Here is a 23,320-nt window from a genome sequence, read left to right as displayed (position 1 = left end):
CCGCCTGCGGGGCCTGACCGCCCCGTGAGACCGACCGCGGTGGTCCCGGTGGACGCAAAGCCGGGGCCACCGCGCGTCCCACCCCTGCCACGGAGGCGAGGACCGCACCCGCATGGCCCGCACGCAGTCCGCCGCCGGTGCAGCGTCAAGTCCCGCCCGGGCCAGGCCGATCCTGGTGGACGCGGCCCGCCACAGCCCCGTTCACACCTCGGCCGTCCTGATCCTGAGCGCGATCTCCGCCGCCGCGGCGGTCGCGCTTCCCGGCATGCTCGGCGTCACCCTGGACCGCGCGCTCAGCGCCTCGGACGGCCTGCACCGCGCCGTGACCCTGTGCGTACTCCTGATCGTCGTAGAGGTCGTCTCCGACGCTCTGGTGGCGTTTCTCAGCGGCGTCACCAGCGCACGCAGCACCGCGCGGATCCGGCGGCGCGGCGTCGCACACCTGCTGAACCTCGAACCCCGCCGGGCGGCCGACCACTTCACCGTGGGGGACCTCGTCACCCGGCTGACCAGCAACGCCGCCGAGGCCGGCACGGCGCCGGTGACCGTGGCCGCGGGCACCGCCTCGCTCCTCACACCGCTCGGCGGCCTGGTCGCACTGGCCCTCACCGACCTCTGGCTGGCCGCCGTCTTCCTGGCCGGAGCACCCCTGTTGCTCCTGCTGCTGCGCACCTTCACCCGCGGTTCCTCCGACAGCGTCACGCAGTACCAGCGCATTCAGGCCACCCTCGCCTCCCGTCTCGTGGAGGCTCTCGCCGGCGCCCGCACCATCGCCGCCGCCGGGACGGCCAAGAGGGAACGTGATCGCGTTCTGGCGCCGCTCGCGGAGCTGAGCGCACAGGGACGACGTATGTGGCAGGTGTACGGGAGCGCCGTCGCGGGCAGCGGCATCCTGGTGCCGATGCTGATCACGCTCGTCGTCGCCGTCGGCGGAATCCGACTGGTCGCCGGTGACCTGAGCGTCGGCCAACTCCTGTCCGCCACCGCCTACACCAGCCTCGCCGCCGGCCTGGGCGCGGTCACCGGACAGCTCAACGCCCTGCTGCGCAGCCGCTCCGCCGCCCGTCGCACCGCCGAACTCCTCGCGGTCCCCGTCACCCGCCACGGCTCAAGTCCGCTGCCTACGGGGGGAATTGGCAGGGTGGAGCTGCGGGCCGTCACCGTCGTGCGTAACGGCACGGCCGTGTTGCGCGATGTCGACCTGACCGTTCCCGGCGGGACGGTGATGGCCGTCGTCGGCCGCTCCGGCGCCGGCAAGTCGACGCTCGCCGCCGTCATCGGCCGGCTGACCGACCCCGACGCCGGGGAGGTACGGCTCGACGGAGTGCCCCTGACCGAGGCGGACCCCGCCCAGCTCCGCCGGGAGATCGGCTACGCGTTCGAACGCCCGTTCCTGTTCGGCGATACGGTCGGCGCCGCCATCGGCTTCGGCCCGGCCGAGCTCACCGCCCGGCAGATCCAGGACGCGGCCCGCGCGGCCGGGGCCCACGCCTTCATCCAGCGCCTGCCCGGCCGGTACGCGGCCCCGGTCGCCGGGGTCCCCTTGTCGGGCGGGGAACTGCAACGGCTGGGGCTGGCACGGGTCTTCGCCCATGCGGGGCGTCTGCTGATCCTGGACGACGCCACCTCCAGCCTCGACAGCGTCACGGAGCTGAGCGTCGGGCGGGCCCTGGTGAGCGACGTACGGCCGGGTACCCGCGTCCTGATAGCCCATCGGGTCTCCACCGCGGCCCGCGCCGACCTGGTCGCGTGGATCGAGGACGGTCGTATCCGCGCGGTGGGGCCGCACCCGACCCTGTGGGAGAACGCCGAGTACCGGGCGATATTCGCCGACCCCGACGACTCGGCCGAGCGGAACCCGGGAAAGGAGCCGGGGTCATGAAGGACAACCGGATCCTGCCGCAGGCTCAGCGATTCCTGGGCCGCCGCAGGCGCGTACTGCTGAAGCTGGGCAGCTGGTCACTGCTGGAATCCCTGCAGACCTTCGTCGGCGGCTACAGCATCGCCAAGTCGCTCGATCAGGGATTCCTCGCGGGCCGCACCGGGCTCGGGCTTCTGTGGCTGGCCCTGGCGGCCGCCGCCGCCCTGGCCGGCGGCCTGGCCACCCGAGGGGTCTTCCGCGGTCTCGCCGACCTGGTCGAACCGCTGCGGGACGGCCTGGTCCGCAGGGTCACATCAAAGTCCCTGGCCGACGCGGTGACCGGATGTGCGAACACCGCGGACAGCGCCGTGGTCTCCCGGCTGACGCACCAGGCGGAAATCGCACGGGACAGCTTCGCCGGACTGGTGCTGGTCGCCCGGTCGTTCGTGTTCACCACAGCGGGCGCACTGGCCGGACTCGCTTCGCTGGCCCCGCAGTTGCTGCTGATCGTCGTACCGCCGCTCCTCGTCGGGCTGCTCCTGTTCACCGCCACGCTCATCCCGATGGCAGCGTGCCAGCGAGCCTTCCTGCGCGCCGACGAGGCTCTGGCAACGCAAGCGGGGGCCCTGGCGGAAGGCCTGCGTGACGTGGTGGCCTGCGGCGCCCGGGAGCAGGTGGCGGACCGCACGTACGAACTTATCGAGAACGAGGCGCGCACGGCCCGGACCCTCGCCAGGTGGGCCGCCGCCCGCACCCTGGCTCTCGCCGTCTCGGGCCAGCTCCCGGTGGTGCTGCTCCTCGCCGCGACCCCCTGGCTGCTGCGCCAAGGGCTCACAGCCGGCACCCTGGTCGGCGCCCTGACCTATCTCATGCAGTCGCTCCTGCCGGCGCTGCACACGCTGATGCATGCCCTGGGAGCGGCGGGTACGAGACTGCTGGTGGTCCTGGACCGGCTGACAGCGGGGACGTATCCGGATCCCCTCGCTGCGGTCCCCACGACCAAATCCACCGGCGCGCGACCGGAGTTCGCCTCTCCGACCCCCGCCGTCGAACTGAGCGCGGTGACGTTCGCCTACCGCCCCGACGCCCAACCGGTCCTGGACAAGCTCACGTTGACGGTCGCGCCCGGCGAACATCTCACCGTCGTGGGCCCCAGCGGCATCGGCAAGTCCACCCTGACCGCCCTCATCGCCGGTCTGCTCACACCGGACCGGGGGGAGGTACGGGTGCAGGGGCGGCCGGCATCAGCGAGCGGCCCCGGCGACCCGTCCGCACTCCGCGTCCTCATCCCGCAGCAGGCCTACGTCTTCACCGGCACCCTGCGCGAGAACCTGCTCTACCTCTGCCCGGACGGAGCGTCGCCCACAGCCTTACGTCACTCCGCCGAAGCGGTAGGCCTGGGCCCGCTGATCAGTCGACTGGGGGGATACGACACCCCGCTCGACCCCGCCGCTCTGTCGCACGGTGAGCGTCAACTCCTCGCCCTGGCAAGGGCGTACGTATCACCCGCATCCCTGATCCTGCTCGACGAGGCCACCTGCCACCTGGATCCGGCGGCCGAGGAGCGGGCCGAGACGGCGTTCGCCGAACGGCCGGGCACCTTGATCGTGGTGGCCCACCGCATCAGCTCGGCCGAGCGGGCGGACCGGATCCTGGTGCTTGACGGCGCACACGCCGCGCAGGGAACCCATCACGAGATGATCGAGCGCTCGCCGCTCTACCGGGACCTGGTCGGCCAGTGGCATGCCGAGCGCATCTGACGCCGCAGCACCGAGACGGGCCGAGGTCCCCCAACTACCCCTCAGGGACAATTGACTTGGGCATCGATTGGAACGGGTTCTAGTTATAGTGGGGTGAAGCCCGACGGCGACCGGCTACCGAACGCCGCCGTGCGACCGGCAGCCGCGCCCGTACCCGACCGAGACGAGGCCCCCATGACGCAGGTGACCGACCAGGTGACCGCACACGGCGGAGGCGTCTGGTCCATCAAGGTGCCCATCCCGGACAATCCGCTCGGCCACACCCTGGTCCACCTGCTCGACACCGACGAGGGCCCGGTCCTGATCGACACCGGCTGGGACGACCCGACGTCCTGGAACACCCTGGTCGCGGGCCTCGCGGCGCTCGATGTGGCCGTCGTCGACATCCACGGCGTGCTCGTGACCCACCACCATCCCGACCACCACGGCCTGTCCGGCCAGGTGCGGGACGTATCGGGTGCGTGGATCGCGATGCACGCCGCCGACACCGACGTCGTACGCCGCACCCGCAGTGCGAAGCCCGGCACCTGGCTGGACTTCATCACCGAGAAGCTCACCACCGCGGGCGCCCCCGAGGAGCACCTCGCGCCGCTGCGCGCAGCCCGCGAGTCGGGTCGCACCCGTACCCTGCCCGGCCTCAACGCCGCGCTCCCCGACCGCGAGATCGTCCCCGGCGACCTGCTCCCGCTGGCGGGCCGCCGGCTGCGTGCGATCTGGACGCCGGGCCACACTCCGGGCCATGTCTGCCTGCATCTCGACGAGGCCCACCCGGCAAACCTCCCCGGCAACGGCCGCCTCTTCTCCGGCGACCACCTCCTCCCCGGCATCACCCCGCACATCGGCCTGTACGAGGACCCCGACGACGCCACGGTCACCGACCCCCTGGGCGACTACCTGGATTCCCTGGAGCGCATCGGGCGGCTGGCCCCCGCCGAGGTCCTGCCGGCCCACCAGCACGCGTTCACCGACGCCCCCACGCGCGTACGAGAACTCCTCGACCACCACGAGGACCGCCTGACCGGCCTGCGCACCCTCCTCGCCACCCCGCTCACCCCGTGGCAGATCGCGGAGCGGATGGAGTGGAACCGCCCGTGGGAGCAGATCCCGTACGGGTCGAGGAACATCGCGGTCTCGGAGGCGGAGGCGCATCTGCGCCGCCTGGTGAAACTGGGTCTGGCGGAGCCGGTGATGGGCAGCGACCCGCTCACCTACCAGGCGGTGTAAGGGGACCAGGTACGGAGCGGGCACGTTACGGGCCGGTAGAGTGTGCGAGTCGTCATCATGCCCGCACAGGGGGAAGCCGGTGCGAATCCGGCGCTGACCCGCAACCGTGATCCGCCCTCTTGGACGGTGAGTCGGAACACCCGGTCCGGCATGACTGGCTCGGCACCGTCGAGGTATACGGGGCCGGCGCCCGGTGCGTGGTTTTGCGTGCTTGTGCCCGGCTCCGCCAGCAGGAGAGGCCCCCGCCCGTCATGACCCTTCGCCGCAGCGCAGCCACCGTGCTCGCCGCTTCCGCCGTTCTCTGCGCAGCCGCCGGCCCGGTGGCGGTCGCGGCGCCCACTCCGTCGCCCAAGCCCGTGATTCCCTCCGGGCTGTACGGCAAGACGGACCCCATGTACGACGGTGTCTGGCGGCAGTCGCTGGCCCTGCTCGCCCAGGACACGGTGGGCGTCAAGCCCGCCGCGAAGGCCGTGAGCTGGCTGGTCGGGCAGCAGTGCGACAGCGGCGGCTTCCCCGCGTACCGCGCCGACTCCACCGAGCCGTGCAACGCGAAGACCATGGTGGACAGCAACGCCACCGCGGCCGCCGTGCAGGCGCTCAGCGCGCTCGGCGGGCAGGACTCCGCCGTGAAGAAGAGCGTCGACTGGCTGAAGTCCACGCAGAACCAGGACGGCGGCTGGAGCTACAGCCCCGGCGCCCCGACCGACTCCAACTCCACGTCGATCGTGATCGGCGCGCTGGCCGCGGCGGGCGAGAAGCCGGGCGAGGTGAAGTCGCAGAAGGACAGGTCGCCGTACGACGCGCTCGTCACCTTCGCCATCCCGTGCGACGCGAAGACGGGCGGCGGGGCGTTCGCGTACCAGCCGGACAAGGCCGGGAAGCTCGCGCCCAACGGTGACGCGACGGCCGCGGCCGTGCTGGGCGGGCTCGGCAAGGGCCTGGTCGTCGAGGGCAAGGACGGCGGCAAGAAGGCGCAGTGCGCCCAGGGCGGCAAGCCGACCCCGGAGATGACGACCGCCAACGGCGCCGCGTACCTGGCCGCCACGCTCGCCAAGTCCGGTCACCTCGACACTCCGCCCATGCCCGGCGCCGAGGACGCGAAGCCGCTGCCGGACTTCGGCAACACCGCGGACGCCGTGGTCGCGCTGGCCGCGCAGGGCGGGGCCGAGCAGGCGAAGAAGCCGCTGACCTGGCTGGAGAAGAACTCGGCCGGCTGGGCGAAGCAGAGCGGGCCCGCCGCGTACGCCCAGCTGATCTTCGCCGCGCACGCGACCGGCACCGACCCGAAGTCCTTCGGCGGCGCCGACCTGGTCAAGGCGCTCAACGCGACCGGGCCCGCGCCCGAGTCCGTACAGCAGCCGGAGGCAAAGAAGGACGACGACGGCTCCGGCTTCGGCGCCTGGTGGATCGTCGGCATCGTCTTCGTCGCCAGTGCGGGCGCGGGCATCCTGTTCAGCGGCCGCAAGAAGAAGAACCGGCAGCGGTGATCACGCGTACCCGCCCGGTCGCCCTCCTCCTCGCCCTGTGCGCCGCGCTCGCGGTGCTGGGCGGGGCGGGGTCCGCGCAAGCGGCGACCGGGTACCGCTACTGGTCGTTCTGGGACCAGGACGACGGCAAGAAGTGGACGTACGCCACCCAGGGCCCGTCCACCGCGCGGCCGTCCGACGGTGATGTCCAGGGCTTCCGGTTCGCCGTGAGCCAGGACTCGGGGGACGCCGCGAAGCCGCGCGCGGCAGGGGACTTCGGGGCCATCTGCGGTGCCACCCCCGCCAAGGACAACACCAAGCGGGTCGCGCTGGTCATCGACTTCGGTACGGTGGCCGACGCACCCGGGGCCGAGCGGCCTCCCCCAGTGCGCACCGCCTGCGCCCGGATCGGCCCGGACGCGACCAGCGCGGAGGCGCTCGCCGCGGTGGCGAAGCCGCTGCGGTACAACAGCGACGCGCTGCTGTGCGCGATCTCCGGCTACCCGAAGGCGGGTTGCGGGGACCAGGTGTCGGCCGACGGCGGCAAGAAGACGGCCCCGGCGTCCGACAACACCCCCGACGACGGCGGCCCCTCCGCCGGCATCCTGGTCGGCCTCGCCGCCGTCCTCGCGCTCGGCGCGGCCGGTGTGTGGCAGGCCCGGCGCCGCCGCGGACGAGCGTGACCCTGCGCGCGCCCGAGGCGAACCGCAGCAACGCCCTGCACGCCGGGGCCTGGTGGCTGTGGGCGCTCGGGCTGGCCACCGCCGCTTCGCGGACCACCAATCCACTGCTGCTCGGGCTGCTGGTGGGAGTCGCCGGTTACGTCGTCGCCGCGCGCCGCACCGACGCGCCGTGGGCCCGTTCGTACGGCGCGTTCGTCAAGCTCGGCCTGGCGGTCATCGGGATCCGGCTGCTGTTCTCGGTGTTCCTCGGCTCACCAATCCCCGGCACCCACACCCTGTTCACGCTGCCCGAGGTGCCGCTGCCCGACTGGGCGAAGGGTGTGCGGATCGGCGGCCGGGTGACGGCCGAGCAACTGGTCTTCGCCCTGTACGACGGCGCGAAGCTCGCCACGCTCCTCATCTGTGTGGGCGCAGCCAACGCGCTCGCCAACCCGGCCCGGCTGCTCAAGTCGCTGCCCGGCGCGCTGTACGAGGTCGGGGTCGCCGTCGTCGTCGCGATGACCTTCGCGCCGAACATGGTCACCGACGTCCTGCGCCTGCGGACCGCGCGCCGACTGCGCGGGCGCTCCACGGGCGGCATCAAGGCCGTCCTCCAGGTCGGGCTGCCGGTCCTGGAGGGCGCCCTGGAGCGGTCGGTCGCGGTGGCCGCCTCGATGGACGCACGCGGCTACGGGCGCAGCGCCCAGGTCCCGCCCGCCGTGCGGCACACCACGACCGCGCTGACCATCGGCGGGCTGCTCGGGGTGTGCGCAGGTTCGTACGGGCTACTGGCGGCGGACGGCGCCGCGTTCGGGCTGCCGGTGCTCGCCGTGGGGCTGCTCGCCGCGATGGCGGGCCTGCGGCTCGGCGGCCGGCGCAGCATCCGTACCCGCTACCGGCCCGACCTGTGGGGCACGCGCGCGTGGCTGGTGGCCGCGTCCGGTGCGGCGGTCGGGGGGCTGATGATCTGGGCGGGCAGTTACGACCCGGTGGCCCTGCACCCGGGTGTCGTGCCGCTGGTCGCGCCGGAGTTCCCGCTGTGGCCGGCCGCTTCCGTAGTGATCGGCCTGCTGCCCGCGTTCGTGGCGCCGGTGCACAGGGAGCTGGCAGCGGTTGTAACTGCCCCAGAGAAAGAGACAGCCCAGTGATCCGGTTCGAGAATGTGTCGGTCCGTTACACCGACGCCGCCGCGCCCGCGATCCAGGGCGTCGATCTCACCGTGCCCGAGGGTGAACTGGTCCTGCTCGTCGGCCCGTCCGGAGTCGGCAAGTCGACTTTGCTGGGCGCGGTCTCCGGCCTGGTCCCGCACTTCACCGGCGGCACCCTGCGCGGCCGGGTCACCGTCGACGGCCGCGACACCCGCACCCACAAGCCCCGCGAACTGGCCGACCTCGTCGGCACGGTCGGCCAGGACCCGCTGGCCCACTTCGTCACCGACACCGTCGAGGATGAGCTGGCGTACGGCATGGAGTCCCTCGGCATCGCGCCGGACGTGATGCGGCGCCGGGTCGAGGAGACCCTGGACCTGCTCGGGCTCGCCGAGCTGCGCGATCGCCCGATCGCCACACTCTCCGGCGGCCAGCAGCAGCGCGTCGCGATCGGCTCGGTCCTCACCCCGCACCCGAAGGTGCTGGTGCTCGACGAGCCCACCTCTGCCCTGGACCCCGGCGCCGCCGAGGAGGTCCTTGCCGTGCTGCAACGCCTCGTGCACGACCTGGGGACGACGGTACTGATGGCCGAGCACCGCCTGGAACGGGTGGTGCAGTACGCCGACCAGGTCGTGCTGCTGCCCGGCCCCGGCCAGGCCCCCGTCCTCGGTGGGCCCGCCGCCGTCATGGCCGTGTCGCCGGTGCATCCGCCGGTGGTGGCGCTGGGGCGGCTCGCGGGCTGGGACCCGCTGCCGCTGTCCGTACGGGACGCCCGCCGCCGGGCCGCCCCCCTGCGGGAGCGCCTCGCGGACCGTGCGCCCGCCGCCGCGCCCGAGCCCCCGCCCGCCCCACCCGTCGCCGAGACCGACGCGCTGACGCTGCGGCGCGGGCGGACCGAGGCGCTGCGCCGGGTGACGCTGTCGGTGCGGCCGGGCGAGACCGTGGCGCTGATGGGCCGCAACGGGGCGGGGAAGTCGACGCTCCTGGGTGCGCTCGTCGGCATGCACGAGCCGACGTCGGGCTCGGTCCGCGTCGGTGGGAAGGTCCCGCACCGCACCCCGCCGCGCGAGATGATCCGCCGCGTCGGGCTCGTACCGCAGGAGCCGCGCGATCTGCTGTACGCCGACACCGTCGCCGCCGAGTGCGCGGCAGCCGACGGGGACACCGGCGCCGAGGCGGGCAGCTGCCGGGCGCTGGTGACCGCGCTGCTCCCGGACGTACCGGACAGCACGCATCCGCGGGACCTGTCGGAGGGGCAGCGGCTCGCGCTGGCCCTCGCCGTCGTACTGACCGGGCGGCCCCCGCTGCTGCTGCTCGACGAGCCGACCCGTGGCCTGGACTATGCGGCCAAGGCCCGCCTGGTCACGATCCTGCGCGGGCTCGCTGCAGACGGCCACGCGATCGTGCTGGCCACGCACGATGTGGAGCTGGTGGCGGAACTGGCGCACCGGGTGGTGATCCTCGCCGACGGCGAGGTGGTCGCCGACGGGCCGACGCCGGAGGTGGTGGTGTCCTCACCCGCGTTCGCCCCGCAGGTCGCGAAGATCCTCGCGCCGCAGAAGTGGCTCACGGTCTCGCAAGTACGGGACGCACTGGCCGCCGGCCCCGAGGCCGCCGCATGAGCAGACAAGGTCCCCGGGCCGTACGGCTGGGCCCACGGGCCGTCGTCGCGCTGCTGCTCATCAGCGTGATCGGGGTGATCGCCTTCGGCTGGCCGCTGCTCGCCGACTCCGCGTCCGGCCTCGCCCACTCCAGGGACGCGCCGTGGCTTTTCGCCGCACTGCTCCCGCTTCTCGTCGCGGTCGTCGTGGCGACCATCGCCGACTCCGGGCTCGACGCCAAGGCCGTTGCGATGCTGGGCGTACTGGCCGCGGTGGGGGCCGCGCTGCGCCCGCTCGGGGCGGGCACGGCCGGCCTGGAGCCCATGTTCTTCCTGATGGTGCTGAGCGGGCGGGTGCTCGGGCCCGGCTTCGGCTTTGTCCTCGGCTCGGTGACGATGTTCGCCTCCGCGCTGCTCACCGGCGGTGTCGGGCCGTGGATGCCGTTCCAGATGCTGGCCATGGGCTGGTTCACGATGGGCGCGGGCCTGCTGCCGGGCGCGGACCGGCTGCGCGGCCGGGCCGAGCTGCTGATGCTGGCGGCTTACGGCTGCGCCGCGGCCTTCCTCTACGGCACGATCATGAACCTCCAGGGGTGGACGTACATCGGCGGGCTCTCCTCCGGTGTCTCCTTCCGCCCCGGCGACCCGTTGCACGAGAACCTGGTCCGCTTCCTCACGTACTGCGCGGCCACCTCGCTGGGCTGGGACCTGGGCCGGGCCGTCCTCACCATCGCCCTGACCCTCACCATCGGCGCGACGGTCCTGAAGGCGCTGCGGCGGGCCACGCGCCGGGCCGCGTTCGAGGCGGCGGTCACATTCGACGACACAAAGGCGTAGGCGCCGTATCGCTGTCGGTGACGAAAATGCCGCGGCGCGGTGAGGCGGCCCACAGGTCTTTGGACCTCGACGAGCCCGGGCAGTAGCCACAGACACCCCACCGACCCGCACCCACCACCCGCCCGCCCCACTCCCGCTACAACCGCTGAATAATCGTCCCCGTAGCCAACGCCCCACCCGCACACATAGTGATCAGCGCGAACTCCTTGTCCCGCCTCTCCAGTTCATGCAACGCCGTAGTGATCAGCCGCGCCCCGGTCGCCCCCACCGGATGCCCCAGCGCGATCGCCCCGCCGTTCACATTCACCTTCTCCAGGTCCTGCTCGAAGACCTGCCCCCAGCTCAACACCACGGCCGCGAAAGCCTCATTGATCTCGACCAGGTCGATGTCCTTGAGCGACATCCCCGCCTTGCCGAGCACGGCCCGAGTCGCGTCGATCGGCCCATCCAGATGGAAGTGCGGATCCGACCCGACCAGCGCCTGGGCGACGATCTGCGCCCGCGGCTTGAGCTTGAGCGCCCGCGCCATCCGCTTGGACGCCCACAGGATCGCGCACGAACCGTCCGATATCTGCGAGGAGTTGCCCGCGGTGTGCACAGCCGTCGGCATGACGGGCTTGAGCCGCCCCAGCGCCTCCATGGAGGTGTCGCGCAGCCCCTCGTCCCGGTCGACGAGCCGCCACATGCCCTGCCCGGCCGCCTGCTCCTCCTCGGTGGTCGGCACCTGCACGGCGAAGGTCTCGCGCTTGAAGCGCTCCTCGCCCCACGCCACCGCGGCCCGCTCCTGCGACAACAGCCCCAGCGAGTCGACGCGTTCACGCGTCAGCCCCCGATTGCGCGCGATGCGCTCGGCCGCCTCGAACTGATTGGGCAGGTCGACGTTCCACTCCTCAGGGAACGGCTTGCCAGGACCATGCTTGGACCCGCTCCCCAGCGGCACCCGTGACATCGCCTCGACCCCGCAGCTGATCCCGACGTCGATCGCCCCGGCGGCGATCATGTTGGCGACCATGTGGCTGGCCTGCTGCGAAGACCCGCACTGGCAGTCCACGGTGGTCGCTGCGGTCTCGTACGGCAGTCCCATGGCGAGCCACGCATTGCGCGCCGGATTCATGGACTGCTCGCCGGCGTGGGTGACCGTACCGCCGACGATCTGCTCCACGCAGTCGGCCTGGATTCCGGTACGGCCGAGGAGCTCACGGTAGGTCTCGCCCAGCAGATAGGCGGGGTGCAGGTTGGCGAGCGCGCCTCCGCGCTTGCCGATGGGGCTCCGTACAGCTTCGACAATGACGGGTTCCGCGGCCATGAGCTCGTCCTCTCCTTACCCGTAGGACGTCCCGGCGCCCACGGCAGGCTTGGAACTAGTACGCGTTCTAGTTCTTGCCTCAGTCTTATGAGTGGCACCCCTGTAGCGCAAGGGCCCTGCACGCGGTATGCGCCCACCGCGCACGCAACAGTTGGCGCCAAATCCCTTGCCACTTGTAGAACTCGTTACTACATTCCGGGCAACTTCTGATGGTCCGTCAGACATGGAGTTGCCGATGCACTGCCCCGCGCTGCCCGAAGGGTTCGACTTCACCGACCCCGACCTGCTCCAATCCCGGGTTCCCCACCCGGAGTTCGCACAGATGCGGCAGACCTCCCCGGTGTGGTGGTGCGCTCAGCCGCACGGCATCTCCGGCTTCGACGACGCGGGCTACTGGGTGGTTACCCGGCATGCGGACGTCAAATACGTCTCCACGCACCCGGAACTCTTCTCCTCCACCACAAACACCGCGATCATCCGCTTCAACGAGTCGATCAGCCGCGACCAGATCGACGCACAGCGGCTGATCATGCTCAATATGGACCCGCCCGAGCACACCCGGGTCCGCCAGATCGTGCAGCGCGGCTTCACGCCCCGCGCCATCCGGTCGCTGGAGGGCACCCTGCGCGACCGGGCCCGCTCGATCGTCGATGCCGCGCTCGCGAACGCCAAGGACGACGGCACCTTCGACTTCGTCACCAACATCGCCGTCGAGCTGCCCCTCCAGGCCATCGCCGAGCTCATCGGCGTACCGCAGGAGGACCGGACCAAGATCTTCGACTGGTCCAACAAGATGGCGGCGTACGACGATCCGGAGTACGCGATCACCGAGGAGGTCGGCACCGAGGCGGCCATGGAGATCGTCTCGTACGCGATGAACCTCGCCGCCGCCCGCAAGGAGTGTCCGGCGAAGGACATCGTGTCCACGCTGGTCGCGGCGGAGGGCGAAGGGAACCTGCAGACCGACGAGTTCGGCTTCTTCGTCATTCTGCTGGCGGTGGCCGGCAACGAGACCACCCGCAACGCGATCAGCCACGGCATGCACGCCTTCCTCACCCACCCCGAGCAGTGGGAGCTCTACAAGCGCGAGCGCCCGGAGACCGCAGCCGAAGAGATCGTGCGCTGGGCGACGCCCGTCGTCTCCTTCCAGCGGACCGCCACCGAGGACCTCGAACTGGGCGGCCAGGCGATCAAGAAGGGCGATCGGGTCGGCATCTTCTACTCCTCGGCCAACAACGACCCCGAGGTCTTCGAGAACCCGGAGGCCTTCGACATCACCCGCGACCCCAACCCGCATCTGGGCTTCGGCGGCGGCGGCCCGCACTTCTGCCTGGGCAAGTCACTGGCCGTACTGGAGATCAACTTGATCTTCAACGCGATCGCGGACGCCCTGCCGAACCTCACCCTCGTGGGCGACCCGCGCCGCCTGCGCTCGGCCTGGCTGAACGGCATCAAGGAACTCCAGGTCAGCCGCGGCTGAGGCGGCCTGGGCCGAACCCGAGTGGCGGGGGCAACCCCACGCCCCGCCCCTGCCACTCGTCTCTCTTCCGCTCTCGTCCACTCTCTTGCACCCCCAGTGGCGGACTCTCCCGACCCGACGGATCCTGGCGGAACGCGACGATCCGCCTCGGGGGCGAGGAGAGGCAATAGCCGATGTTCGCAGGTCTGGGCCGGTTCGTGGTCCGTCGTCCCTGGTGGATCATCCTCGCCCGGGTGGTGGCCGCCGTCGCGGGATGGTCTCGCGCCTGCGCGAGGAAGCCCGAGCGGGCCGCAGCCCCCGCGACGCGGCCGGTACGGCGATCCGCCACTCGGGCCCCACAATCGGCTCGGCCGGCCTCATCCTGGCAGGCACATTCGCGACCCTGATGCTGGCGGGCAACTCGACGCTGTCCCAGATGGGTTTCTCACTGGCCTTCGGCATCGCGGTGGCAGCCTTCGTCATGGCCATGATCTTCACCCCGGCCCTCACGGCCCTCATCGGCCACGCGGCCTGGTGGCCGGGCCACGGGGACGAGCGGCGCGAGGAGGCCCCGAAGGACGCGTCGCCCACGCCACCCACCGTGGGATGCCCAAGCCCGCCTCAGTAGACGAGCGTGGCGCCCTGGCCCGCCACCACACCGGGCCTGCGCGGGATCGCGTCCGACCCCGTTGCTCGACTACTTCGACGTACTGACGCCCGCGTCGGATTCCGCGTCCACGCTCTCGGCCGATGAGACCGGCGCGGGCGATGCGGTCGACGCGCCCCCGTCCGCCCCCATCCTGCTCTCCGGCACCGACGGGACGGACGTCGTCCCCTCCCCCGGCACCCCCGGCACCTTCGGCACCTTCATCAGCTTCCGCGGACCGCACAGCACGTACGTCAGGCCGAAGCCCGCTCCGACCACCGCCGCGCCGCCCACCGCGTCCAGCACCCAATGGTTGGCCGTGCCGACGATCGCGCAGATGGTGAACAGCGGGTGCAGCAGGCCAAGCAGCTTCATCCACAGCTTGGGCGCGATCATGAGCACCGTCAGGCCGCACCACAGGGACCAGCCGAAGTGCAGCGAGGGCATCGCCGCGTACTGGTTGGTGAGTTCCGTCATCATCCCGTAGTCGGGCTTGGCGAAGTCCTGCGGGCCGTGCACCGTGTCGACGAAGCCGAGGCCCTCCATCAGGCGCGGCGGTGCGAGCGGGTAGAACCAGAAGCCGACCAGCGCGAGTACGGTCGCGAAACCGAGCGAGCTGCGGGCCCAGCGGTAGTCCGCGGGGCGCCGGACGTAGAGCACACCGAGGACGATCAGCGGCAGCACGAAGTGGAACGACGTGTAGTAGAAGTTGAAGAAGTCCTCAAGCCAGCCGTTGCGCACGACCAGCTGGTTGAACCAGTGCTCGATGTCGATGTGCAGGAACTGTTCCACCGAGAGGATGTTCCTGGCGTTCTCCTCGGCGGTGGGACGGCCGCTCGTCGCGGCGAGGCGCACATGCGAGTACGCGGAGTAGCCCACGCGGATCAGCAGCAGTTCGAGGAGCAGGTTCGGGCGGGAGAGCAGCCGACGCCAGACCGGTACCAGCGGCACCCAGTTCCACCGCGACGCCACCGGCTTCGCGTAGTCGGTGGCGATGGGCTGGAGCCAGTACGGGGAGGTCCGCGACGCGAAGGGCACCACGCAGGCGGCCACGAGCGCCACGACCAGGAGGACGTTGTCGCGGACCGGGTTCAGCACCGTCATGTTGGGCAGCAGCATCTCGCCGGGCAGCGTCATCACCAGGACGACCGCCGCGGGCCACACCATCCGGTCGGAGGCCCGTTTGCCGACCCGGCCGACGACCGCGAGCAGCACCCACAGCAGCTGGTGCTGCCAGGCGGTCGGTGAGACGGCGACCGCGACACAGCCGGTGATCGCGACGGCGAGCAGCAGCTGCCCGTCCTTCGCGTAGCGCACGGCGCGACGCAGGCCGAGCACGACGACGGCCGCGCCGAGGAGCAGGAACAGTCCGATCTCCAGCGGGCCTTCCAGGCCGAGGCGCAGCAGCGCGCCGTGCAGCGACTGGTTGGCGAGGCTGTCGGGGCGCGCGCCGAGACCGGCGCCCGCCACGTGGTGCACCCAGTACATCCAGGAGTCCTGCGGCAGCGCCGCCCAGGCCAGCGCCGAGGAGGCGGCGAAGGTGATGCCCGAGGTGAGGGACGCCCGTCTGCGGCCGGTCAGCCACAGCAGCGGTGCGAACAGCAGCATGGTGGGCTGGAGGGCGGCGGCGATGCCGATGAGGATGCCGGAGCTGCGTTCGCCGCGCGCCTGGAAACAGCCCAGGAGGACGAACAGCACCGGGATGATGCTGGTCTGGCCGAGGTGGAGCGTGTTGCGTACGGGCAGCGACAGCATCAGCAGGCTGATCGCGACGGGCGCCGCCAGCAGCGCCGTACGCCGCGACACGGTCCCCGGCAGCGCACGGGCGGCCACGACGCCGAGCACGGCGACGAGCAGCAGCGTCCCGAAGGTCCAGGCGACGCCGAGGCTCTGCTCGGCCGAGCGGGCCAGTGGCTTCAGGACGAGACCCGCGAAGGGCGTACCGGTGAAGCGGTCGGAGTCGTAGAGCGAGCCCGCCACATGCAGCACGCCCCGCTCACCGATCCAGGTCTCCAGGTCGGTGAGGCGCTCGCCGGGCGGGGTCCGCAGCACTGTCGCGATCTGCCGCACGGCCAGGATCGCCACGACCGCCCACAGTGCGACTCTGGCCGCTCCGACCCTGCTCCCCATACCGAGCGCCCCGCCCGGTCCGCCCTGCTCCGCATTCGCCACGTCGCGCTGCCCCTCCCACCTTTGCCTGCACACCTGTTCAATAGTGCGTAGAGCGTCGCACTGCCCTGCACGCAAGACGCAGGCAACCCCCACTTCGCCTGACTGTCATCCAGTTTTGTCCGAAGGACGATGGTGCATCGCGGATCGTTCCGCCACAGCTCCGCGACATGGATCACAAAGGGGGCGCCCGGACAGCCCCGCGCGAGTGCCGGAACCGCGCACCCGACCGCGGCGTCCGAGGTCTTGCCGACGACACAACGGCACGGCACCACGGAGGGACACGGGGATGACGAGGATGACGAGGATGACAGGGACAGTGGCGAGATCCGGGCTGAGGGAGGGGGTGCGACATCGGGCGCTGCTGGTGGCCCTGCTCCTCATGGCCCTCCAGCTCGGCTCGCTGGCCGTCCCCGCATATGCCTGTGGCTGCGGCGCGATGGTGCCGTCCAGGGGCTCCGGCATGCGGGTGGACGAGGAACGGTCGGTGGTGCACTGGGACGGCCGCACCGAGCAGATCGTGATGAGCCTGACGGTGGACGGGGACGCCCCCGAGGCCGCCTGGATCATGCCGGTGCCCGGCCGGGCCACGGTCGAACTCGGCGACCGCGCCCTCTTCGACGAGCTGGACACCCTCACCGCGCCCGAGCACCGGGACCGCCCCTATTTCTGGCCACGCGACGACGACTGGCCGTTCGCCGGCGGCGAGTCCGACGGCGCGGGCGCACCACGGGCGGGCGCGGGCGGTGTCGGTGTCGTCGGCCGTGAACGCCTCGGCCCGTTCGACGTGGCGCGGCTGACCGCCACCGACCCGAAGGCCCTGCGCGGCTGGCTGGAAAGGAACGGCTTCGAGCTGCCGGACGCGCTGGCGGCCGAACTGCGGCCGTACGTCAAGCAGAAGTGGGAGTACGTCGCCGTACGCCTCGCACCCGAGGACGCCGAGGACGCCGCTCTGCGCGGCACCCTGGACCCGTTGCGGATGCGGTTCCCCAGCACCGAGCTCGTCTACCCGATGCGCCTGTCGCGCCTCGCGGACACCCCACAGTCCCTGGGCCTGTACGTACTGGCCGCGCACCGCATGGAGCCGCGTACCGCGATCGGCGGCCTGGAACCCGAGGTGTTGTTCGCGGGCAAGGTCGAGGGCGAAGGCCCGGTCGGAGATCTGACAGGAGGCGATGGCGCGTTCCTGACAGCCGTCGACCAGAGTTTCCCGCAGCCCGAACGCATCACGGGCGACCACCGGTTCCGCCCGGCCGAGGCCGACACCGCGTTCCGGAAGGTCGTGTACGACCCGGTGCTGTGGACGGCGGGCGGTGTGCCGGTGTGGCTGATGACCTTCGGTGTTCCGCTACTGGTGCTCGTGGTGGCCGCTCTGCTGGTCGTACGGGTCCGGGGGCGCCGCCCGGTCACTCCCCCGCCGCCGGTGTACGTGCCGCCTCCGTTGTCCTGACGCCCCCGACGCGGGCCCGGGCGCGTACGGCAGGATGGAGGCATGAGCGTCGTAAAGATCAACGTACTGACCGTCCCTGCCGAGCAGCGCGAGGTCCTGGAGAAGCGCTTCTCCTCGCGCGCCGGGTCCGTGGAGAGCTCCGACGGCTTCGAGTGGTTCGAGCTGCTGCGCCCTGTCGAGGGGACCGAGCAGTACCTCGTCTACACCCGCTGGGCGGACGAGGCGTCCTTCCAGGCGTGGATGGAGGGCTCGATGAAGTCCGCCCACCAGGCCCCCCAGGGCAGCGGCGAAGGCGGCGAGCGTCCCAAGCCCGCCGCCTCCGGGTCCACGCTGTGGTCCTTCGAGGTGGTTCAGCAGACCGCCCCGAAGAAGGATGCCTGAGGGCTCAGCCCCGTACATCGGCTCAACACAGCAGGCCTTCACCTTCACCTACAGCTGCAGAAGTCGTTCCGTCATCTCCCGGTACGTCCGCAGGGCGACCCGCAGCTCCTCCGTCTCGGCCTGGCGGCCCTCGTCCGCCCAGGTCGTGCGCAGGGAGCGGCGTCGCTCGGCGAGAGCCTCGGTGAGCTGACGCACGGTCTCCTCCAGGAGACTGTCGGCCGCTTCGACCGAGCGGCGCGGGGTGTCCACGAAGGTGTTCACGGTCTGCTGCAAACGCAGGCCGATCTTCTCGCGCTCGCCCTTCGGGAGCAGCCGTTCGGTCGAGGACTCCGTACCGGCGGCGTCAGCCGACTGGTGCGGCCGGTGGGGCTCGGGCGCCTGGTGAGGCCTGTGCACCTCGGGCGGCCTGGGAGGCTCAGGCGGCCGGTGAGACTCACCCGGCCTCCCGCCGGGCCCGGTGGGAGGCGTACCGCCCGGCCCCTGCGGCCCCGGTCCCGGCGGCCTCACCCCGGCATCGTGCCTCGGCCCTTCCGGCCTCGGCCCGGCGCCTCGATCCTCGGGCCTGAGCTCGGTGCCCTGGCCCTCCTGCCCGAGCCCGGCACCCCGGTCCGTGGGCCTCAGTGCGCCGCTCTGCTCGTCCGGCCTCGGCTGCGACTGCGGGTCGTTCTCTCGTTCCGCTTCGTACCTCATCAGGCCCCACTGCCCTTCGCGTCATGGCGCCGGCCCGGGGTCCACGGCGCACCACTGCGCCCCTTGCCGTCTTCGGTGTGCTGCGGACGGTTCCGGCCGGTGTCGGCCGGCTTGGCGGTGACCAGAACCTCGAAGAGCTCACGCGCCTCGATCATGGCTTCGCGCATCTGTTCCGTGCTGCTCTCGCCGCCGCTCTCGCCGTGCGCCGCACGGTGCACCTTGCGGTAGCCGTTCACCTGCGCCGAGTGGTGCACGGAGAGCGCGGAGAACTGCTCGTCGTACTGCGTGCCGTCCGGGTAGCCCCGGTCGGCCGCCAGCCGGGCCAGCAGCTTGTCGGCCTCGGCCACGGCGCGCTGCGGGGAGTCGACGAACTGCTCCTGCGTGCCGGCCCAGTGGGCGACGTACTGCTCACGCGTCTCGGCGGACAGCGGCCGGAGTTCGAGCGACCCGTGGCGCTTCACGCGCTCACCGAGCTCCCGCTCCGCCGCCTTGGTGTCTCCGTCGTGGCGGGCCACGACCCTGTCGTACTCGGGACCGAACCGCCGCTTCAGTCCACGCCCGCCACCGGCACCGGCCTTGCCTCGTCCGACCATGACGACGGCGGCTACGACAAGGACGACCACCACGATCAGGGCGATGATCCAGACTGTGGACATGGCTGCCTTCCCTGTTGTCGGTTTTTCAAAGACTTACGACCGTTCGAGTTGCCAGGAAACCGGTCGCCAAACAAGCCACCGTTCAGGTACAGACATGACCATGAACTGGACCGTGACCCCCGAGCGCTTCGACACCGCCGAGGCGACCGCGCTGCGCCGCGACTACTACGGCGAAGTGGCCGGCCGGTACTGGGAGCGTGCCTCGACCACTCAGGAGATCGACGACGGCCTGACGAACGACGGGGTCGAGCTGCTCGCGCCGCCCACCGGACAGTTCCTCGTCGGCCGCGCCGACAGAGTGGCGGCCGGCTGTACCGGGGTGCGTGTGGTGGGCGCGGACACGGCCGAGCTGACGCGCGTGTACGTACGCCCCGCGTTCCGCGGCAGCGGCGGCGCGGGCCTGCTGATGGACGCCGCCGAGGCCGCGGCCCGCGCCTTCGGCGTCAAGCGCATCCGTCTCGACACCCGCCACGACCTGGTGGAGGCGCGTGCGCTGTACGCCCGGCACGGCTTCATCGAGGTCCCGGCGTTCAACAACGGGCCGTACGCCGAGCATTGGTTCGCCAAGGAGCTGTAGGGGTTGTAGGAGCTGTAGTCGGCGGAACGGATCAGGGCGTCCGATCAGGAACCCCGGTGCGGAGGCCGTTCGTGGCGGACCCGCCCCGCCGAGTGGTCCCACTGCAGCGCCGGGCTGTGGGGACGGTCACCGTCGGAGCCGCTCACCTCGGCGCTCAGGTCCTCGACCAGCTTGACCAGGTCCCTCGGCCGATCCGGGCCCCACCAGTCGCCGAGCAGTTCGGCGAGTGACTCCTCGCGGGCCTTGCAGAGCTTGCCCGCGGCCTCCTTGCCCTTCTCGGACAGCACCAGCCGCATCCCCTCGCGCCGGGCGAGCCCGCGCTCCTCGATCTGCCGGGACGCGTCGGTGATGGACTTGAGCGGCACGGGGGTGACTTCGGCGAGCGCGGCCGGTTCGACGGCGCCCTCGCGTCTGATGCGCAGCAGCAGCCAACTCGCCGCGGGGAGAAGGTCGTAGCCGGCCTTCGCGGTGATCTTCACGTAGATCTCGCGCCGTCCGTCGCGGGTGGCGAGCACCGAAAGGGCGCGGGCGCATTCGTCGTACGAGGAACGCTCGACGGGGTTGGACGCCAGCGTCTCGCCCACGTCGGGCGCGGTCACCGCGCCGCGCAGCTTGTCCTCCTTGAGGAACCACGCGACGAGGAAGGCGAGTACGACGACGGGTGCGGCGTACAGGAAGACATCGGTGATCGATGTCGCGTACGCGTCCAGCACCGACGGGCGCAGTGCGGCCGGGAGTTGGGTGATGTCACGCGGGTCGGCCGCGATCTGGTCGGGGCCGATGCCGGGCGGCAACTGCTGCCCGGTCAGGGCGGTGTCGAGCTTGTCGACCAGCCCGTTGGTGAAGATCGTGCCGAAGATGGCGACACCGAAGGACGCGCCGATGGAGCGGAAGAAGGTCGCGCCTGAGGTGGCGACGCCCAGGTCCGCGTAGCTGACGGCGTTCTGGGCGACCAGGACCAGCACCTGCATCACCAGGCCGAGGCCGGCGCCGAAGACGAAGAAGTAGCCGCTCATCTCCCAGGTCCCACTGGTCGCGGAGAGCCGGTGCAGCAGGAGCAGGCCGATGGCGGTGATCGCCGTACCGGCGATGGGGAAGACCTTCCAGCGGCCCGTACGGCTGACGATCTGGCCGGACACGGTCGAGGTGATCAGCAAGCCGAGGACCATCGGCAGCATGTGCACGCCCGACATGGTGGGCGTGACGCCCTGCACGACCTGGAGGAACGTCGGCAGATACGTCATCGCGCCGAACATCGCGAAGCCGACGATGAAGCTGATCACCGCGACGAGCGAGAAGGTCCTGATCCCGAAGAGCTTGAGCGGCAGTACGGGCTCGACGGCCCTGCGCTCCACGGCCACGAACGCGACGAGCAGCACCGCGCCGAGGACCGCGAGAGCGATGATCTGCGCGGAGCCCCAGGCCCAGGTGGTGCCGCCGAGGGAGGCCACGAGGATCAGACAGGTGGCGACCGAGGCGATGAGGAAGGTGCCGAGGTAGTCGATGGTGTGCTGGGTGGTACGGACCGGGATGTGCAGCACAGCCGCGATCACGAGCAGGGCGACAACACCGATCGGAAGGTTGATGTAGAAGACCCAGCGCCAGCTGAGGTGCTCGGTGAAGAGCCCGCCGAGCAGCGGGCCCAGGACGCTGGTCGCGCCGAAGACCGCACCGAACAGGCCCTGGTACTTGCCTCGTTCGCGCGGCGGTACGAGGTCTCCGACGATCGCCATCGACAGCACCATCAGGCCGCCACCGCCGAGGCCCTGGAGGGCGCGGAAGCCGATGAGCTGCGGCATGTTCTGCGCCATACCGCACAGCGCGGAGCCGATCAGGAAGATGACGATGGCGGCCTGGAAGAGCTTCTTTCGGCCGTACTGGTCACCGAGTTTCCCCCACAGTGGGGTGGCCGCGGTCGCGGCGAGCAGATACGCCGTGACGACCCAGGACAGATGCTCCATGCCGCCGAGTTCGCTGACGATCGTCGGCAGTGCGGTCGAGACGATCGTCTGGTCGAGCGCCGCGAGCAGCATGCCGAGCAGCAGCGCGCCGATGGCGACGAGGATCGTCCGACGGCTGTTGGCCGGTTCCGCGGCGGGACGCACGGCCGCGGCGCCGCTCGCTTGCTGAGCCATGGATGACCACTCCTCGGCTTTCCTTGGATCGGCTGCACCTTCCATCCTGGTCGGTGTGGGCCGATATGGCCTGCCGAGTGCGGACGGGCGCGCTGGGCATCCCCGCGGCGGGTCTGCATAATCGCTGGCAGTTCGAGGGAGGGGACCCACGATGAGCGGACATATATGTCCCGGGTGCGGTGCGGAACGGGGTACCGCACCCGACGGTGACAGACCCGACTGCGGGTGCGCGGAACGAGCGGTCGCGGCCGCACGGGCCGAGCGGGCGGCCGAGATCGCGGCTGCGGAGGACTTCGACCCACTGCGGATCAGGCCGTACGTGACACTTCCCGACCCTGATACGCAGGACGACGCGGTGTCCGCCGGGGATGCGGATGCCGGGGATGCGGATGGGGACACGGATGGGGCGCGGCGCGGCGCCCCGGGGGCCGCGTACCCGGGCCAGTTGGCCCCGGACGGCCCCCGTGGTCCGAGGCCGACCGTGCCGGTGGGACCCGTGCAGGACCGGCTGCCGCCCGGTCCGGGCGTGGAGCCGCCCGTACGCCGTCGGGGGCGGCCGGCGCTGTGGCTGGTGGTGGCGGGGGCGGTGGCCACCGCGACGGTGGGAACGGTGGCATTCGCGGGCGGGCTGTTCTCCGCGGACAACGACCAGGACCGCGCGCTGCCGGCCACGGTGACGAGCGCACCGGGCCCGAGCGACGAACCCGTGGCGCCGGCCTCGGCTTCGGCAACGGCGGATCGCGCGTCCAAGGCCCCGTCCGCGCCGGCCGCCGCATCACCTTCGGCGCCCCCGCCCCCGTCCCGCACGCCCTCGGCCGACCTCACCCCGAGCGCGTCGAAGACCGTCGAGGCGCCGCCTGCGCCGCCCCCCTCGACGGCGCAGGCCACGGGCACGGTGGATACGGCACCGGAGCAGGCCGCCGACGCCCTGAGCATGGGCGACAGTGGGCCCGAGGTGGTGGAGCTGCAGGACAGGCTCGGGCAGGTCTGGCTGTACCAGGGGCCGGGTGACGGCTCGTACACCACGGACGTGGAGCAGGCAGTGCGTACGTATCAGCTGTACATGTCGATCGAGGGCGACCCCGAGGGCACCTACGGCCCGCACACCCGCCGCGCCCTGGAAGCATCGACCAAGGAGCCCGGCCGGGACTGAGCGGGCCGCGGATGCGCGCGGGGGCGGGGTGGCGTTGTGTCGACCTGTTTTGTATGCTGGTGGAACAAAGTGGTCTTCGCCCGTACTCCCTGACCGGCGGGCGAAGGCCACTTGTCTCTTTCCCCGCGCTCTGGAGTACG

At 71.5% G+C, this 23,320-nt stretch carries 18 protein-coding genes, 1 pseudogene and 1 riboswitch; of the genes and pseudogenes, 14 read left to right on the top strand and 5 right to left on the bottom strand.

Annotated elements, in window-relative coordinates; genetic code table 11:
* Positions 1-112: 112 nt before the first annotated feature.
* The 8 genes from ABCR94_RS32470 (at position 113) to ABCR94_RS32435 (ending at position 10,558) form a co-directional block, all read left to right on the top strand.
* On the top strand, positions 113-1,882 hold the full coding sequence (locus ABCR94_RS32470) for an ABC transporter ATP-binding protein (RefSeq protein WP_347124322.1): 1,770 nt from the start codon (positions 113-115) through the stop codon (positions 1,880-1,882).
* The gene (locus ABCR94_RS32465; RefSeq protein ID WP_347124321.1) at positions 1,879-3,621 is read left to right on the top strand and encodes an ATP-binding cassette domain-containing protein; all 1,743 of its coding nucleotides are present in this window, start codon (positions 1,879-1,881) and stop codon (positions 3,619-3,621) included. The genes ABCR94_RS32470 and ABCR94_RS32465 overlap by 4 nt, the downstream gene beginning before the upstream one ends.
* Positions 3,622-3,795: 174 nt before the next feature.
* Positions 3,796-4,845, top strand: a complete 1,050-nt coding sequence (locus tag ABCR94_RS32460) for a Strvi_7410 family MBL fold metallo-hydrolase (RefSeq protein ID WP_347124319.1) — start codon at positions 3,796-3,798, stop codon at positions 4,843-4,845.
* Positions 4,846-4,914: 69 nt separating this feature from the next.
* A riboswitch (cobalamin riboswitch) is annotated at positions 4,915-4,987 on the top strand.
* Between the two features lie 109 nt (positions 4,988-5,096).
* The gene (locus tag ABCR94_RS32455) at positions 5,097-6,332 is read left to right on the top strand and encodes an SCO2321 family membrane protein (protein ID WP_347124317.1); all 1,236 of its coding nucleotides are present in this window, start codon (positions 5,097-5,099) and stop codon (positions 6,330-6,332) included.
* On the top strand, positions 6,332-6,994 hold the full coding sequence (locus ABCR94_RS32450; RefSeq protein WP_347124372.1) for an SCO2322 family protein: 663 nt from the start codon (positions 6,332-6,334) through the stop codon (positions 6,992-6,994). Before ABCR94_RS32455 ends, ABCR94_RS32450 begins: the two co-directional genes overlap by 1 nt.
* Positions 6,991-8,121 (top strand): energy-coupling factor transporter transmembrane protein EcfT, encoded by a 1,131-nt coding sequence (locus ABCR94_RS32445; protein WP_347124316.1) that lies wholly within the window; start codon positions 6,991-6,993, stop codon positions 8,119-8,121. The genes ABCR94_RS32450 and ABCR94_RS32445 overlap by 4 nt, the downstream gene beginning before the upstream one ends.
* The gene (locus tag ABCR94_RS32440) at positions 8,118-9,743 is read left to right on the top strand and encodes an ABC transporter ATP-binding protein (protein WP_347124314.1); all 1,626 of its coding nucleotides are present in this window, start codon (positions 8,118-8,120) and stop codon (positions 9,741-9,743) included. The genes ABCR94_RS32445 and ABCR94_RS32440 overlap by 4 nt, the downstream gene beginning before the upstream one ends.
* Positions 9,740-10,558, top strand: a complete 819-nt coding sequence (locus tag ABCR94_RS32435; RefSeq protein WP_347124312.1) for an ECF transporter S component — start codon at positions 9,740-9,742, stop codon at positions 10,556-10,558. The genes ABCR94_RS32440 and ABCR94_RS32435 overlap by 4 nt, the downstream gene beginning before the upstream one ends.
* Positions 10,559-10,694: 136 nt before the next feature.
* On the opposite strand, the gene ABCR94_RS32430 is transcribed toward ABCR94_RS32435, so the two are convergent.
* Positions 10,695-11,864: a steroid 3-ketoacyl-CoA thiolase gene (locus ABCR94_RS32430; RefSeq protein ID WP_347124310.1), complete on the bottom strand. Its 1,170-nt coding sequence runs from the start codon at positions 11,862-11,864 to the stop codon at positions 10,695-10,697.
* A 235-nt stretch (positions 11,865-12,099) separates the two neighbouring features.
* Here ABCR94_RS32430 and ABCR94_RS32425 point away from each other — a divergent pair, with 235 nt between their 5' ends.
* Together ABCR94_RS32425 and ABCR94_RS32420 are read left to right on the top strand one after the other, a co-directional pair.
* Positions 12,100-13,344 (top strand): cytochrome P450, encoded by a 1,245-nt coding sequence (locus ABCR94_RS32425; protein ID WP_347124308.1) that lies wholly within the window; start codon positions 12,100-12,102, stop codon positions 13,342-13,344.
* A gap of 253 nt (positions 13,345-13,597) precedes the next feature.
* Positions 13,598-13,951, top strand: a pseudogene (locus ABCR94_RS32420) (MMPL family transporter); the annotation flags it as partial.
* Between the two features lie 69 nt (positions 13,952-14,020).
* On the opposite strand, the gene ABCR94_RS32415 reads toward ABCR94_RS32420, so the two are convergent.
* Complete coding sequence (locus ABCR94_RS32415) at positions 14,021-16,099, bottom strand: bifunctional glycosyltransferase 87/phosphatase PAP2 family protein (RefSeq protein WP_347124370.1); 2,079 nt, start codon at positions 16,097-16,099, stop codon at positions 14,021-14,023.
* 346 nt (positions 16,100-16,445) lie between these two features.
* Between ABCR94_RS32415 and ABCR94_RS32410 the strand changes: the two genes are divergently transcribed.
* On the top strand, positions 16,446-17,588 hold the full coding sequence (locus ABCR94_RS32410; protein ID WP_347124307.1) for a DUF2330 domain-containing protein: 1,143 nt from the start codon (positions 16,446-16,448) through the stop codon (positions 17,586-17,588).
* Between the two features lie 42 nt (positions 17,589-17,630).
* The gene (locus tag ABCR94_RS32405) at positions 17,631-17,969 is read left to right on the top strand and encodes an antibiotic biosynthesis monooxygenase family protein (protein WP_347124305.1); all 339 of its coding nucleotides are present in this window, start codon (positions 17,631-17,633) and stop codon (positions 17,967-17,969) included.
* Positions 17,970-18,017: 48 nt separating this feature from the next.
* Here ABCR94_RS32405 and ABCR94_RS32400 read toward each other — a convergent pair whose 3' ends face one another.
* Both ABCR94_RS32400 and ABCR94_RS32395 read right to left on the bottom strand, forming a co-directional pair.
* The gene (locus ABCR94_RS32400; protein WP_347124304.1) at positions 18,018-18,365 is read right to left on the bottom strand and encodes a hypothetical protein; all 348 of its coding nucleotides are present in this window, start codon (positions 18,363-18,365) and stop codon (positions 18,018-18,020) included.
* A gap of 293 nt (positions 18,366-18,658) precedes the next feature.
* A complete protein-coding gene (locus ABCR94_RS32395) occupies positions 18,659-19,315 on the bottom strand; it encodes a hypothetical protein (RefSeq protein WP_347124302.1) in 657 nt (218 codons plus the stop codon).
* Positions 19,316-19,415: 100 nt separating this feature from the next.
* On the opposite strand from ABCR94_RS32395, the gene ABCR94_RS32390 reads away from it, so the two are divergent.
* Complete coding sequence (locus tag ABCR94_RS32390; protein WP_347124300.1) at positions 19,416-19,892, top strand: GNAT family N-acetyltransferase; 477 nt, start codon at positions 19,416-19,418, stop codon at positions 19,890-19,892.
* Between the two features lie 44 nt (positions 19,893-19,936).
* Here the strand turns inward: ABCR94_RS32390 and ABCR94_RS32385 are convergent, their stop codons facing one another.
* Positions 19,937-22,027: an MDR family MFS transporter gene (locus ABCR94_RS32385; RefSeq protein WP_347124298.1), complete on the bottom strand. Its 2,091-nt coding sequence runs from the start codon at positions 22,025-22,027 to the stop codon at positions 19,937-19,939.
* Positions 22,028-22,178: 151 nt separating this feature from the next.
* Here ABCR94_RS32385 and ABCR94_RS32380 point away from each other — a divergent pair, with 151 nt between their 5' ends.
* Positions 22,179-23,180, top strand: a complete 1,002-nt coding sequence (locus ABCR94_RS32380; protein WP_347124296.1) for a peptidoglycan-binding domain-containing protein — start codon at positions 22,179-22,181, stop codon at positions 23,178-23,180.
* Positions 23,181-23,320: the final 140 nt, after the last annotated feature.

Source organism: Streptomyces changchenzhani, from assembly GCF_039766235.1.
In the GTDB taxonomy this organism is placed as follows: Bacteria; Actinomycetota; Actinomycetes; order Streptomycetales; family Streptomycetaceae; genus Streptomyces.
Note: the sequence above shows the minus strand (reverse complement) of the source record. Positions and strands in the feature narration are given on the sequence as shown.